The 13,051-nt window shown below is 56.3% G+C and carries 11 protein-coding genes and 1 pseudogene; 5 read left to right on the forward strand and 7 right to left on the reverse strand.

The window, feature by feature from the left end; translation table 11 throughout:
• Positions 1 to 49: 49 nt before the first annotated feature.
• Positions 50 to 1,099 (reverse strand): calcium-binding protein, encoded by a 1,050-nt coding sequence (locus tag ACN0VM_RS11430; RefSeq protein WP_417451016.1) that lies wholly within the window; start codon positions 1,097 to 1,099, stop codon positions 50 to 52.
• A gap of 329 nt (positions 1,100 to 1,428) precedes the next feature.
• Here ACN0VM_RS11430 and greA point away from each other — a divergent pair, with 329 nt between their 5' ends.
• A complete protein-coding gene (greA, locus tag ACN0VM_RS11435) occupies positions 1,429 to 1,902 on the forward strand; it encodes a transcription elongation factor GreA (RefSeq protein WP_417451017.1) in 474 nt (157 codons plus the stop codon).
• A 70-nt stretch (positions 1,903 to 1,972) separates the two neighbouring features.
• Here the strand turns inward: greA and ACN0VM_RS11440 are convergent, their stop codons facing one another.
• The 3 genes from ACN0VM_RS11440 to ACN0VM_RS11450 all read right to left on the reverse strand — a co-directional run bounded on the left by ACN0VM_RS11440 (position 1,973) and on the right by ACN0VM_RS11450 (position 5,264).
• On the reverse strand, positions 1,973 to 2,692 hold the full coding sequence (locus ACN0VM_RS11440) for a DUF882 domain-containing protein (RefSeq protein WP_417451018.1): 720 nt from the start codon (positions 2,690 to 2,692) through the stop codon (positions 1,973 to 1,975).
• Between the two features lie 3 nt (positions 2,693 to 2,695).
• A complete protein-coding gene (locus ACN0VM_RS11445; RefSeq protein WP_417451019.1) occupies positions 2,696 to 4,558 on the reverse strand; it encodes a L,D-transpeptidase family protein in 1,863 nt (620 codons plus the stop codon).
• A 226-nt stretch (positions 4,559 to 4,784) separates the two neighbouring features.
• Positions 4,785 to 5,264 carry an Lrp/AsnC family transcriptional regulator gene (locus tag ACN0VM_RS11450; RefSeq protein ID WP_417451020.1) on the reverse strand — a complete coding sequence of 160 codons (480 nt, stop codon included), beginning with the start codon at positions 5,262 to 5,264 and terminating at the stop codon, positions 4,785 to 4,787.
• Between the two features lie 290 nt (positions 5,265 to 5,554).
• Here ACN0VM_RS11450 and ACN0VM_RS11455 point away from each other — a divergent pair, with 290 nt between their 5' ends.
• Both ACN0VM_RS11455 and ACN0VM_RS11460 read left to right on the forward strand, forming a co-directional pair.
• Positions 5,555 to 7,408: a hypothetical protein gene (locus tag ACN0VM_RS11455; protein ID WP_417451021.1), complete on the forward strand. Its 1,854-nt coding sequence runs from the start codon at positions 5,555 to 5,557 to the stop codon at positions 7,406 to 7,408.
• Positions 7,409 to 7,491: 83 nt separating this feature from the next.
• Positions 7,492 to 8,469, forward strand: coding sequence for a TraB/GumN family protein (locus ACN0VM_RS11460; protein WP_417451022.1), 978 nt, complete (start codon positions 7,492 to 7,494; stop codon positions 8,467 to 8,469).
• Between the two features lie 68 nt (positions 8,470 to 8,537).
• Here the strand turns inward: ACN0VM_RS11460 and ACN0VM_RS11465 are convergent, their stop codons facing one another.
• Positions 8,538 to 9,038 carry a hypothetical protein gene (locus ACN0VM_RS11465; RefSeq protein ID WP_417451023.1) on the reverse strand — a complete coding sequence of 167 codons (501 nt, stop codon included), beginning with the start codon at positions 9,036 to 9,038 and terminating at the stop codon, positions 8,538 to 8,540.
• A gap of 213 nt (positions 9,039 to 9,251) precedes the next feature.
• Positions 9,252 to 10,301 carry a helix-turn-helix domain-containing protein gene (locus ACN0VM_RS11470; protein ID WP_417451024.1) on the reverse strand — a complete coding sequence of 350 codons (1,050 nt, stop codon included), beginning with the start codon at positions 10,299 to 10,301 and terminating at the stop codon, positions 9,252 to 9,254.
• A 326-nt stretch (positions 10,302 to 10,627) separates the two neighbouring features.
• On the opposite strand from ACN0VM_RS11470, the gene ACN0VM_RS11475 reads away from it, so the two are divergent.
• Positions 10,628 to 11,233, forward strand: a complete 606-nt coding sequence (locus ACN0VM_RS11475; RefSeq protein ID WP_417451025.1) for a peroxiredoxin — start codon at positions 10,628 to 10,630, stop codon at positions 11,231 to 11,233.
• 55 nt (positions 11,234 to 11,288) lie between these two features.
• Here the strand turns inward: ACN0VM_RS11475 and ACN0VM_RS11480 are convergent, their stop codons facing one another.
• Positions 11,289 to 12,656 (reverse strand): amidohydrolase family protein, encoded by a 1,368-nt coding sequence (locus ACN0VM_RS11480; RefSeq protein ID WP_417451026.1) that lies wholly within the window; start codon positions 12,654 to 12,656, stop codon positions 11,289 to 11,291.
• A 201-nt stretch (positions 12,657 to 12,857) separates the two neighbouring features.
• On the opposite strand from ACN0VM_RS11480, the pseudogene ACN0VM_RS11485 reads away from it, so the two are divergent.
• Positions 12,858 to 13,051 (forward strand): annotated as a pseudogene (locus ACN0VM_RS11485) (hypothetical protein); the annotation flags it as partial.

Consider the following 13,051-nt stretch of genomic DNA (forward strand, 5'->3'; position numbering starts at 1 on the left):
CCGACCCTGACCGGGTCGGCTTTTTTTCTTTTATGGTGATGGCCTGACGTTAGAACACCGCATCAATGCTGGAGACATCGGCCAGGTCAAACTGGGCAAGCCATACACTGTTGCCCCCACCAAGATCGATCATCACGCCGGATACATTCTGGGCGTTGCTGACGGTCGTGGCCCGTGCCGCGACATCGTCAATGTCGGTGAAGTCAAAATCGGTGCCTGACAGGTCCAGCCTGTCTTCATCTGCGTTGAAGCTCCAGATTTCGTCGTCGCCCGACCCGGTAACAAACCCGAAGGTATCAGCGCCCGCGCCGCCATCCATATTGTCGTCACCGGCACCACCCCAAAGGGTATCATCGCCGTCGCGTGCTTCCAGAAAGTCATTGCCTGCGCCGCCGAACATCTGGTCGTCGCCTGCGCCGCCATCCAGTTCGTCATTGCCTGCGCCGCCATACAGCGTGTCGTCACTGTTTCCGCCCTCGAGTTCGTCGGCGCCGTCACCGCCGCCCATCACATCCCGGGAGTTGCCGCCATAGAGGAAATCGTCACCCAGGCCGGCCCATATCTTGTTGCTGATATTTGCAACGGTATCCAGAAAAGCATCAACCGCGTCGGCATAGAGGCGGTCATCACCGGCGCCGCCAATGAGCAGATCTGCACCACCTCCGCCTGCCAATGTGTCGGAACCGTCACCGCCCGTGATCCAGTCTCGCAGCGTATTGCCAAACAATTCGTCGTTGCCGCTCGTCCCCGCCAGAACAGCTTCATAAAAGGAGGTGGTTACCACACCGCCACCATTGGTGCCGCCGCCGGTGCCGCCGCCTTCGATATTTTCGGCCAGTTCACACAGTGGTATATCGCCGTATTCATCCAGATACTCGTTCACTGTTTCCTGGCTGAGATCAACCAGTGTGGGATCATTTTTGATCGTCTCAATCGATTCTCTCAGCGTTTCCTTTGTCTCATCATCAAGTGGAAAAGTAAGCAACCGCTCCAATAGCTCGTCCCAGTCAAACTCGCTGGACCCCAGTATTTGATAGGCAAAATCGAAAATGCCCTGAAAGTCGGAAATTTTCAGATCACACATGGTATCGTCAGACATTCGTCATACTCCATTAGCTAAAAATCGGTGGGAGAGTCTGTAAATTTTCCGGTACTGCCCGCACCCGTGAGACGCTTTTAGAAGCAGGACCGCCTTACCACATGACCCAAATGGGCTATGAGTTGGCGCCAGCGAATATTCTTCGCCAGCTCCCGAGCAACGACGGCAACGATGCGGTCGGGCTGTAAGCCGCTTCAGGCTTGATTTTTAGCCAAAAAGTGGATATGAGAATATGAATGGCGCCGGCCCTATGGGCCGGCGCTCCTGTTTTATGTACGCTGGGCTCAAAGCCCACAGAAAATGACAATAAGAGAAAATGGACGGGATAAATGAACGATAAAGTCCCCATGCTTCAGGATGGTTATGACCGTCTGGCTGCAGAACTCAAGAATTTGAAATCCGTAGAGCGCCCCTCAGTCGTGCTGGCTATTGAAGAAGCCCGCGCCCATGGCGACCTGTCGGAAAATGCCGAATATCATGCCGCCAAAGAGCGCCAGGGCCATATTGAAGGCCGCATCATGGAGCTCGAGGGCAAGCTTTCACGCGCACAGGTGATCGACCCGACATCCCTTTCCGGTGACAAGGTTGTGTTCGGCACCACAGTAACGCTGATTGATGAAGACGACGAAGAGGTCGTCTACCAGATTGTCGGTGCTGATGAAGGTGACGTGAAAAAAGGCAAAATCAGTTACCAAAGCCCCATCTCACGAGCGCTGATTGGCCGCAAAGTAGGTTCCGAGGTCGAAGTAAAAACCCCGGGTGGTGAACGATATTACGAGATCATAAAGATTGAGTTCATCTAAGCGCAGCCTGAATATACATGTCGCTAAAAGCCCGCCCATTCAGGAGCGGGCTTTTTTTATCGGCACAGCATCACCAGAAACGTGGCCGGCCGGTGTCCACATGGATGAAGCCGTCCCCGGGGTAAAAGCCCACGCCCCCGATGCCGTACCCCAGCGCTGTGTCGCGCATCTGTTTTAATGAGGTGCCAGGCAGCCGAACATCCATCGCTTTGCCGAGAACATGCTGGCTTTTCTTGGCCACATTGCGGCCAATGCCACGCAACATTGCATTTGTTTTTGCTGACCGGTGAGCGGAGATCACTTCATATGGCCCCTCACCATCCATGTCGTCATACAACCGGTGCAATAGCATGAACAGCTCTGGGTCCATGCGAATAACATCACCGCTGCGATGGTCGCGAAGGAAATGGTCCAACCGTTCAAGCGCAGTTTTCACATAAGCCCCGTCGCGCCAGAATATGATGTCGATTTCCTCCTGCGTATGGATTGAACGCAAATGTAACCGACGTTCATCAAGATGCGGGACAATTGCGTTTTTGGGCGGTGGCGGGTGCGCGGTTACCGAACCAGCCACCGGCGGTATGACTTTGCCTAGCGGTCGCGCCTCCGGGCGCAGCACAGATGTATTTGCGTGCAGAATACTATCCGTTGCCGGCTGAAACGACGTTGCCTCCGCCGCCTTGCTGACGGCAGCGTCATCCTCATCCCAGGAGACGGTTCGCCAAATGCCGACTGAAACCGCACAAATCACAATGCCAGTATAGAAAGAAGAAAGGTAACGACCAGACATAATCTAAAACTGACCTTCCTGCTGGCGAAGAGCCTCAATCAGTTTGGCATCGCGGCCATAAATATCCGGGCCAAAACGCACATCCCCGTTTTTGTCCACCCACGCAGTCATATAGACCAGATGTACCGGCACTTCTTTCGTAAGCGGAACAATTTCGGTTTCCAGTTCAGCACCCTCACTGGCCTTGAACCGCTGCCCTACGTCGCCTGCGTTCAGGTTGCTGTTTCCTTTCATCAGAAATACCGCAAGTTTCTCGCGCTCCTGCACCCGGATACAGCCGGAAGAAAAGGCACGGTTGCCCTTTTGAAACAGATCCTGGTTCGGCGTATCATGCAGGTAGATGCTATAATCGTTATCGACAGAAAACCGCACAAGGCCCAGCGCGTTGTTCGGCCCCGGCTTCTGCCGGAACTGGTAGCCCGGAAAATCCCGCTCTGACAACTGCTGAACGTCTACCTGATCCCAGGCGAGGCGCGCCCTGTCCTTGTAGATTTCATACCCGAGCTTCTCGATCACGGTGGGGTCTTTTTGCACTTTCTCCAGCAGATAGCGCCGCGCTATTGAATAGGGCACTGTCCAGTCAGGATAAAACTTCACATCGTGGATCACACTGCTGAACGCCGGTGTCTGGTGCGCAACCTGTCCGACAATAATCGGGCTTGAAACTACGATATTGTCATTCTGCACACCGTGAAGATAATAGCCGGCAATATTGGCGAAGACATATTTTTTGCCCAGGTCCTGCGGCAGCCAGCGCCAGCGCTCCATCGACAACCTTATCTGCTCGATACGATCTTCAATGGGGGTATTCAACGCAGCAAGGGTTTGGGGGCCAATGACACCATCCACATAAGCGCCACTCGCCCTCTGAAACTCGCGCACGGCTTTCTCAGTTTCGGCATCATAGGCAAAATTTTGATCATTATCGGTTATATCGTCGTCTTGGCCTGAACCGACGAGTGTGTCGAAAAAGCTGGCGATACGGCCAAAAGCACCCTTCTGACCCTCAATACGCCCGAGAAGTTTCATGCGTTTGCGGATCTTTGGCATGCGCGGGTCGCGGTCACCGGGCCGGATCAACTCACCGGCAGCAATGTCCGGCAGCGGGCCAACCTCGTCATGCATCGCTGTGTAACGGGCCAGGGCTTCGCGCAGAATATCGTAATGTGGGTGCTGTGGCGCTATCTCCTGAATAGCGCGTTTCATATCGGTTTCGCTGCCCAGTTCCAGCATACCTTCAACAGACGTGGCAAAATCCCGGTTCTGCGGCAAGAGAAAAAGATCAGGGAAAACCGCAGACGGTTTTGCACGGCCGACCATGAGGTCATGCACAAAATGTATCGCCCGCTGGCTGAAGGCGATATCAAGCGCAGCGATATCTTCTTGTCCGGCGATATGCTGCTGATTTTCAATCAGTTGCTTAAGGTCATAGTCCCGAGGGTTCAGCCCCTCGGTTCCGGCAAAAGCAATAGTTTTCTGCCAAAGGGACACACGCTGACGCCAGGTGCCCTCTTGTGTCAACCAGATAGGTTGAAAGCCGCGCCGCCGATATAACTTGTGTAGTGCTACCCACTGTGGATTTTCCGCACGGTCACCGCCGGCAAAGAGCTTGCCCTTGATATCCACCGCCACGCCGCGCAATGCCTTCTCCCCCGTCGCGTTGTCGGGGTTTTGGTTTCCAGCAATGGTAGTTTCGTGATCACCAGCTTCAAGGTCGCCAGAGTTGCCGCCAGAGATGCCGCCAGAGTTTTCCGGCGCTGCATCGACGGATCGTGACGCAAGCCCCTGCGAGGCCGCAGCACCAACGACAGCGGCAAGCAGTTGTGGCCTCTCACCTGCTTCGGCAATCGCAGCGGCGGGGAGCATGAAAGTTCCACAAAGCAGGGCAGCAAGTGAAGTTGGCTTGATCACGACGATAACTTTCCATCTGGTTTCCGATGGAAGGTATTATTGCCGTCGCGGCCTCAGTATGAAATTGGGGCGACCCGCACGCCATATAAAAATAATATCAGTGTATTCTGCTCCCGGGCGCGCCCCTGCCCGCGCCGCCGGTCCCGACCCGGACACGATTGGATGACCCCCGGAACGCTGTTTAGGAAACCTCTGGCAAGGGAACGCCGGGTGTGTGTTTGCTTGTCCGAATGGTCAGCGAGGTTTTCACACTTGCCACATTCGGCGAGGGAGTCAGCTCACCCGTCAGGAACTGTTGAAAGGCCGCAAGATCACGAGCGACAATCTTTAGTATAAAATCAATCTCGCCATTGAGCATGAAACACTCGCGCACCATCGGCCAGCCGCCACACTGCTGTTCAAATTTTTGCAAGTCGCTTTCAGCCTGGCTGTGAAGCCCCACCATGGCAAACACGGTCAAACCATAGCCAAGTGACTCCTGATCGAGATCTGCATGATAACCCTTGATGAAACCTTCCTCTTCAAGAGCACGTACCCGCCTCAGACAAGGCGGTGCAGTGATGCCGACACGCTCCGCCAGTTCCACATTGGTAATACGGCCTTCGGACTGAAGGCACGACAGGATTTTGCGGTCGACTGCGTCAAGTTTGACACGCCCCATCAGATAAACTCCTTGAAAAAACTCTTTGCCCGCCCACTTCCAAGGCTAGCTGATCTGCATACTATAGAAGCGGGTTTCGGAAATAAAGTTCCAAATTCAAACAATTATATTTCTAACTGTAATCAACGCTAGCATCACAAACCAAATTGGGTAGTATGTCCGCGCGGGTGATTCGGCGGCTACAATCACCACGCCCAGAAAAATGCAAAAGTAAATAAAACGCTGGTTACCAGACGGGACGAGACGGCCTTCACATCGGCGTATAAATGCGATGCCGGGCGACAATTAAAGTGGGTATTGAAGTGGGCAAAGCGTCAGCGTTCGACATGAATGCGCTAGACATTCGGATCAGGGAACTGGTCGCCTACGCGCGTGAGCGCGACGGCGAAGACCGGACCACCTTGTTCCGTAACCTTGTCGACCTTTTTCTCACCGGCAAAGCCCCCTCCCGCGAGCCCACCCGTGCCCAACTTCTGGATGTGATTGAGGCCCTTCTACCCCATGTAGACAGTGAAAGTCGCCGCACGGTCGCGGAGTTGCTGGCCAGTCAGTCAAACCCGCCCATGGATCTGGTGCTGCGCATATGCCACGACCGGGCAAGCCTTGTCGAAGCCCTGTTGACCAAAGCGCCGTTTGATGAAGACGAGGTCATCACGCTTATTCAGGAAACCGGCCGGGAACATCATCAGTTGATCGCAACCCGCGGCGACCTGTCCGCAAACGTGTGGATTGCGCTGGCGCGGGCTGCGCCCGCTGCCCCCCCTTTTGACAGCCGCTCCACCTTGGCACTTTGGCGGGACGACCTCGGCGCGCATGAGAAAACAAACGGTCATAAAGCGGCCAGTATCACGGCACTGCATCCGGAAAAGACCGCAAGCCTGCGTATTTTACGCACAGACGAAGACCTGATCGCGGAACGTGTTTCCGGCGGTGCCCGCATGGACGACACCCATATGGTCGAAGCCGCAAACGACGAGCCTTTGGTTCGTCCAGGCAAGAGCCAGCCCATGCAGGAATCCCAATCAAAAGCCGAGCCCAAAACCGATGCCCGCAACACGGCGACGACAAAGGCCGAGGCCGACGCTGAGACTGAAATAAAACCACAGCATATCCAGCCTGCTGAGGATACCGCGCCCGAAGGTTACGAAACAACCAGCTCCGACGATTCCACTACCCCTGCGGCAAGGGAAACGGAAAACGGTGAGACCGGCGCGGATACGCCTGAAGACAGAGGCCCGCTGCGCGACCCGGGCCCCGGAGGCTGGAGCTGGCGTAGCGACCGCGACGGCTTCATCACAGCCATTTCGCCTTATGGCTGTCGCCTTCTGGGCAGCATTGATGCCGCGCTCGGCATGGGCATGCTTGACCTTCTGGGGCTGAACACCAAGCTTGGTCACCCCGTCACACGCGCATTTCAGCGGCGAAGCACAATTCATGATGCACCCATTCACATGCCTGATCTGGGAAAAAGCCATCAACACTGGACCCTTGAGGCAGCGCCCCTTTTTGGCACAGGCGGCTCCTTTGAAGGTTTCGAGGGTCGGTTAACACCGGTTATCGCCACGCAGCAGGCCCTGATGGCGGATCACGCAGACGATGATCCGCTTTTTCTTGACGATCCTTCGCCAGCGCCACGGCGCGCCGCCTTTTCACATGACAAAGACGCGATCCAGAAACGCATACTTGAACATGGCCAAAAACCCGCTGACCGCGCCGACAACCCGGCATTAAAAACGCAAACACCGGCCTTGCGAACCGCTGCTGGCGAGCCGCCCGAACAAGAAAGTCCGGCACCGGCAAACCCGGTCAGCAATGTTATAGGCTCTGTTGCTGCGGCCGTGGTTCGGGAAGCTGTTGCCGAAACACTGAAGATGCCGCTTAGCCCTGCGCAGGAAGCCGCACGCTACACCCCAATGGACACAGCGCCCAAGGCACCCGCAGCCCGCCAGGCCGAACCCGCCGGCACCCTCCGCGCTGACATGCCCGCAGAAATCAAAGCAACGCTTGAGCTTCTTGAAGAAGCTTTGTCCCGACTGAATGAAGCCGCGGCAAACGGCCATGGCACCCAGATGCGGCTTCAGTCGGAAATCGCGATGGCCTGTGTTCGTGCGCTGAAGGACCAACTGGTGCGCAGTGGCTCATAAGTACCGGTTTTGAGCCATACCTTGCTTTGGCCATGATCAAGGACCAGTCTTAGCCTCGTACATTGCTTTGTCAGGATATTACCATGCCAGCTTGCCACGCGCGTGCTTCCAAACGTTTCCCCGTCCGTCAGGCTGCTCAGCTCAGCCAATCACGCTTTTTCACACTTTTGTTCCTGCCTTTACTTGTCGTCTTTGCCCTTTGGGCCGCCAGCCCGGCCCGTGCCGAAGCTACTGCGAAGCCTGCCCCGAACCCAGCCCTGTGGCAGCTTACGGATGAGGATAGCCAGATATGGCTTTTCGGCACCGTACATATCCTGAACCCGGCACTCAAGTGGCGCACGAACACCATAGACACAGCCTTTGCACAAGCCGGGACCTATTATAGTGAAGCCCCCGTGGTGCAGGCCACTGCCCAGATGATGCAACCGCTGATCATGAAACACGGTGTCAATCACTCCGGTGTGCCATTTACCGAACGGTTGAGCGCACAGGGGCTAGCTGATTTTAAAACCATCATAGCGGCTCTCGGCATGCCCCAAGGGGCCATGAAGCAGTTTACCGCCTACCGGCCATGGTTGGCCGGGGTCAGCCTGGGCGCGTTGCAAGTGCAGGCGCGCGGCGGCGACCCCGAAGCAGGCGTCGACAAGATCCTGTGGCACGAAGCGGTCGAAAACGGGAAGACGCTGGGCTATTTTGAAACAATGGAGCAGCAGATCAGCCTTTTTGGCGCCATGGAGCCCGATGAAGAACTTAAGTTCCTTGAGGATGGCCTGCGGCAAATGATCGAACAGCCCGACCTCCTCGATGATATAACGCTTGATTGGCAGGCGGGTCGTACCGAAGTCCTCGCTCACAAGCTGAATGGTGCTATGGAGGGGCAGGAAAGCCTTCGCGAACGGCTTCTGGTGGCGCGCAATCGGGACTGGGCCATGAAGATACAGGAACTGATGAACGGTGAAGGCACCGTTTTTATCGCCGTCGGCGCCGGGCACCTCGCCGGTGAAGGCTCAGTGCAGGACCAGTTGGAAGGCCTTGGCTTTACCGTCACCCGCGTCCAGTAAGTCTCATCCGTTAAAAAAGGCGAGCCATCATAGCTCGCCTTTCCTCACGTCCTCGCCATGGGGTGTCTTTAGTTCTGTGCCATCAGTTTTGCGCGGCGCGAGGCAACCTCGGCCTCATCCACGCGGGACCAGACCACATTTGAGCAAAGGCCGCGTTTGCATTCGCTCACTTCAAGCTTGCCCGCACTCAGCAGCGTCAGACGGCCATCTTCACCGCGACGTTTGCCCGGCGTGTAGACCTGGCCACCCGCCCAAAGATCACCGATCTGACGAAAACGCTTGAGCACAACTGCGTCCACTTCGGCCGGGTCTTCGGCCCAGCGGATGGTGCCGCACAGCTTGCTTGTTTTTGGGCTGCACGGCGCCACCTCGATCATTCTGTCCCCACCGGAAGTTTGCCAGAACCCGGTGGGGTCCGGCACGCCAGCATGTGCGTCCGGCCCGGCACTTGCTGCTGGGGCCATGATAGCCCCGACAGCGAGTACCGCACCAAGCGCAACTGCCGCCGTGCCGTGGGAGAGCGTCCCGAATTTCAAATTGGATAAAATACCGTTTCCTGATGTGTTCATGATCCATCTCCTCGCTATGAACTTTCCTGTGTTGGCGAGCGCGGTTCTGGCGAGGACTGATTGAGGGTTGCCCCCTATCAGGCCGGTAATGCCGCGGCTTCGCTGGACGCAATTCAGCCAGAAAATGGGGAAGGCAGCTTGCTGATTTCGAAATCGGGATGATTTTCAAAAAATCGACGAGCTTTTTGAAAAATCGATAAGGCTTTTCCGGCGCTAGGCTGCGCTCGTAAGCACATGCCGCCGATATTCGGACGGGGTAAGGCCGGTGCGCTCTTTGAAGGCGCGGTTGAACGGCCCGAGCGAACCATAGCCAAGGTCCATTGCGATGGTGAGCACCGGCACATGACGCGCCCCTGCATCCGCAAGCCTTACCTGCGCCGCCGTCACCCGGTAGTGGTTGAGGAAGTCGGAAAAATTACGGAAACCAAGGTGCTGGTTGATGAGCCTGCGCAATCGGTGCTCCGGCATTTTAAGCTGCTCGGCCAGCGCTGCGATTGTCAGCCCCGGCTCCAGATACGCCTCGCGCGCGACCAGCGCCTCAAGCGCCGCCAGATCGTGCCGGTCTTCCGGTGGGGCTGCCTTCGGCGCATCCTCGCGTGCGGCGTCGCCAAAGACAAACAGGTCGATGCCCTCCGGGCCCGAGACCCGCCACAAGACGAAAAAGGTGATACAAAAGAAGGACGCCGATTGCAGCGGCAACAGGTAAAGCTTCCAGCCCATATCGATCAGCCACACCTCGGCAATCATGATACCAAGGGTAATCACCACGACAGAGATGACAAACACACTGCGAAATTTCATCCGCGCGGGCATCAGGTCGTCTTCCCGGCCCTGCCAGATCATGTAGACAAGGTGCAACAGTATACCAACGGCAACCAAGCCCGACAGCGCCACAGCGCCCTGATGCATGACGCTGCCCCCGGTGAAATAGCTGATGGCCAGCATGGTGCCCGCCAGAAGCTTCACGCCGATCACCGCCCAGTGCCAGGGCTTCAGCTCAAAATGGTCGTCAAACTGCGACAGGCAGAACAGCCACGCGATCACGCCACTGAGAAAACACAGCGGAAACAGGGCCACATCGGGATCTATACCAAAAATTGCGACACCGCTTTTCGAGCATAGCAGATAGGTTATTTCGCTGAGCGCCAGCGCTACAGCAAGTCGCCCGCGGATATGGCCGCAAAAATCCCGCAGCACCAAAACAGCCAGCCACAGCAGCAGGCTCATGGTGCCATAGCGCAACACATCGTCAAGCGTTTCCAAACCATCTCCCCCGGGCGCGTCTTCGCAACGTTCCTTCCATATAGGAACCGTCTGCACGGAAAACCAGAGGGCTAACCCTGTCGCCGGACGCCAAAACCTTGCCAAGCAGGCGACAGCACGCTATAAAGCGATTAATCCACTTATGAAAAATATATTTAATCGATATAGTCGATAACAATAATCGACCAATCCCGGTTGCAATTACATGCGAGAAGCATAAAGTTAGCCTCGCTGGCACACGGGGTGTTACGCCTTTGGGCAGGTGATGTCCGTGAGCCTATTCAGTTTGAACCTTTAGTTTTCCACACAAGATCAAGGAGGGACGCATGGCCGTTCTCGCAGCTAAACCAGCACCTGATTTCACCGCTGTTGCCGTCATGGAAGATGGCAGCATCAACGAAGAATTTAACTTCAAAGAATATCTGGACGGCGACTATGGTCTGCTGTTCTTCTACCCGCTCGACTTCACCTTTGTGTGCCCGTCGGAAATCCTCGCCTTCCACAACCGCATGAAAAAGTTCAAGGAACTTGGCGTCAAGGTTGTGGCCTGTTCGGTTGACAGCCAGTTCAGCCACGTTGCATGGCGTAACCTGCCAACGTCTGAAGGCGGCCTTGGCCCGGTTGATTTCCCGATGGTTGCCGACATCACTAAACAGATCGCCCGCGACTATGATGTCCTGATCGAGAGCGACGGCGTGGCGCTTCGCGGCACCTTCCTCGTTGGCAAGGACGGCCTCGTCTGGCACCAAACAGTGAACAACCTGCCGCTTGGCCGTAACGTGGACGAATTTGTCCGCCTCGTTGAAGCGCTTCAGTTCCATGAAGAGCACGGCGAAGTTTGCCCGGCTGGCTGGAACAAAGGCGACGAAGGCATGAAAGCAGACGCTGATGGCGTTGCTGCATACCTCAGCAAAAACGCTGGCAAGCTCTAAGCTTTCACGTTTTTAACTGATAGAAGAAAGCCCCGGATCGCTCCGGGGCTTTTTTTCATCCCTCTTGGTCTGTCGTGGCAAGCAGTGCCTCACGGTCAACCACCACGCCGTCTTTTATCACCAGCGAGATGGCCTGCGTATTGGCAATGCTGTCAAGCGGAGAGGCCTCAAGCACGACAAGGTTGGCAAGCGCACCGTCCTGCACACCATAATCAAGGCCAAGAAAGTCCGCAGCGCCCGTGCTCGCAGCGGCCAGCACCTGCCAGTTCTCAACCCCGGCCTCAGACAGTTTAATCATCTCCCGGTGCACGGAATAGCCCTGCACCGTGCCCCAATTGCCGCCGTCCGTGCCCAGCAGCACAGACACGCCGCCCGCCGCCAGCGCACCAACGGACTTAAGTGTCATCTCATTGCGTGCCTTGCGCTCATCATAGCCCGGCTGGTAGCGCGCGATCATCTCGGTGTTGCGGTACGCGGCCTTAACACGGTCCGACGCAAGTTTCTGCGCCATCGGTGCCGCCAGAATGGCCGGATCAAAGAAGTAATTGAGATATTCATTATGCACTGTGATCGTCGGGATACTCACCACGCCGTGCGACACCAGAAGCGCCGGAATATCGGCTGGCATGTCACCCTGCGGCGTGTGAGTCACCGCCGCCGCGCCCGCTTCCACCGCTTCACGCATTTCCTGCCAGGTTTTAATGTGGATCACCGACTTGATGCCGTGGCGGGAGGCCTCCGCAATCCCGGCAACAAGCGTTGCTTTGTCAATAGAGGGCTGGTCGTCGCTGGGGGAATAGACAAATTTGACCACATCCGGCTTGTTTTTCGCCAGATCGGCAACCGATGCGCGCGCTTCCTCCGGGGAGCTCATCGTGCGTGTCGGCACGCCGTATTCCGTGCAGTGGCCTTCGGGTGCCGTCAGGCATGAGAGGCTGGCATAAAGGTCCGCACCGCCAAACTCACCGGCGCGCTGGCTGGCACGCAAGGCCACCAGACCCTGCTCATGGCCAAACAGGTCAAGAAACGCTGTTGTGCCCGCGTAAAGATAATGCTTGGCAACGGTTGGCGTGCCCAGGCCTTCCGGGCGTCCGCCCGGCACGGCGTCACCAAATGAATGGGTGTGCAGGTCCACAAAGGCAGGCATGACCCATTTACCGTCAAGCGTGATAATCTCGCCATTAAAATCAGCAGGTATGCTATCCGGGCGCCCGGCAACCCTGCCATCCCTGACCAGCAGGTTGCCGTCCGTCACCTGACGCGTTTCCGGGTCAATGATATGTGCGCCGGTCAACAGCAAGTCTTGCGCCGAAACAACAGTACCCGAAGTACCCGCCAGCGACAGTGCTGCCGCAATAACATATTGAAGTTTCAAAATAGTCTCCTCGCGTATACGGGCTTTACCCACCCTTGTCTTAAACATTGGCGCCCCTTTGGCTATTTCAAGCTTGGCAGCTTTCTTGCGCTGGATAGCTTCCTCAACAGGGCTGATAGCGCTGGCGGCCAGCACGCCTCTATGGGTACGATAAAAGATAAAAGCCTTCGCCTATACAGTGCAGGCTTTTTTTTGTCCGCCCGGCGCGCTAGCGTATGTGCATCCGAGTAATAAAAGGGGGAATAATCCATGACAGCCGCGCCGATACGCCACTTGCTGGCCGCCACCACAATAAGCCTTAGCCTTGCCCTGCCCGCACAGGCCCAGAACCATCTGAACACAAACAACCTGAGCGCGGAAGAACAAGCCATTGTCAAGGCGGTAGAGGCCGATTTTGACGCCCAGGTCGCCTTCCTTGAAAAAATCGTCAACATCAACAGCGA

Origin of the sequence: Kordiimonas sp., from assembly GCF_048260245.1 — a bacterium.
Taxonomy (GTDB): domain Bacteria; phylum Pseudomonadota; class Alphaproteobacteria; order Sphingomonadales; family Kordiimonadaceae; genus Kordiimonas.

Excerpts from the sequence above, each read along its gene's own strand:
- ACN0VM_RS11430 (WP_417451016.1), bottom strand. The coding sequence starts at position 1,099 with ATGTCTGACGATACCATGTGTGATCTGAAAATTTCCGACTTTCAGGGC.
- greA (WP_417451017.1), top strand. The coding sequence starts at position 1,429 with ATGAACGATAAAGTCCCCATGCTTCAGGATGGTTATGACCGTCTGGCT.
- ACN0VM_RS11440 (WP_417451018.1), bottom strand. The coding sequence starts at position 2,692 with ATGTCTGGTCGTTACCTTTCTTCTTTCTATACTGGCATTGTGATTTGT.
- ACN0VM_RS11445 (WP_417451019.1), bottom strand. The coding sequence starts at position 4,558 with ATGCTCCCCGCCGCTGCGATTGCCGAAGCAGGTGAGAGGCCACAACTG.
- ACN0VM_RS11450 (WP_417451020.1), bottom strand. The coding sequence starts at position 5,264 with ATGGGGCGTGTCAAACTTGACGCAGTCGACCGCAAAATCCTGTCGTGC.
- ACN0VM_RS11460 (WP_417451022.1), top strand. The coding sequence starts at position 7,492 with ATGCCAGCTTGCCACGCGCGTGCTTCCAAACGTTTCCCCGTCCGTCAG.
- ACN0VM_RS11465 (WP_417451023.1), bottom strand. The coding sequence starts at position 9,038 with ATGAACACATCAGGAAACGGTATTTTATCCAATTTGAAATTCGGGACG.
- ACN0VM_RS11475 (WP_417451025.1), top strand. The coding sequence starts at position 10,628 with ATGGCCGTTCTCGCAGCTAAACCAGCACCTGATTTCACCGCTGTTGCC.
- ACN0VM_RS11480 (WP_417451026.1), bottom strand. The coding sequence starts at position 12,656 with ATGTTTAAGACAAGGGTGGGTAAAGCCCGTATACGCGAGGAGACTATT.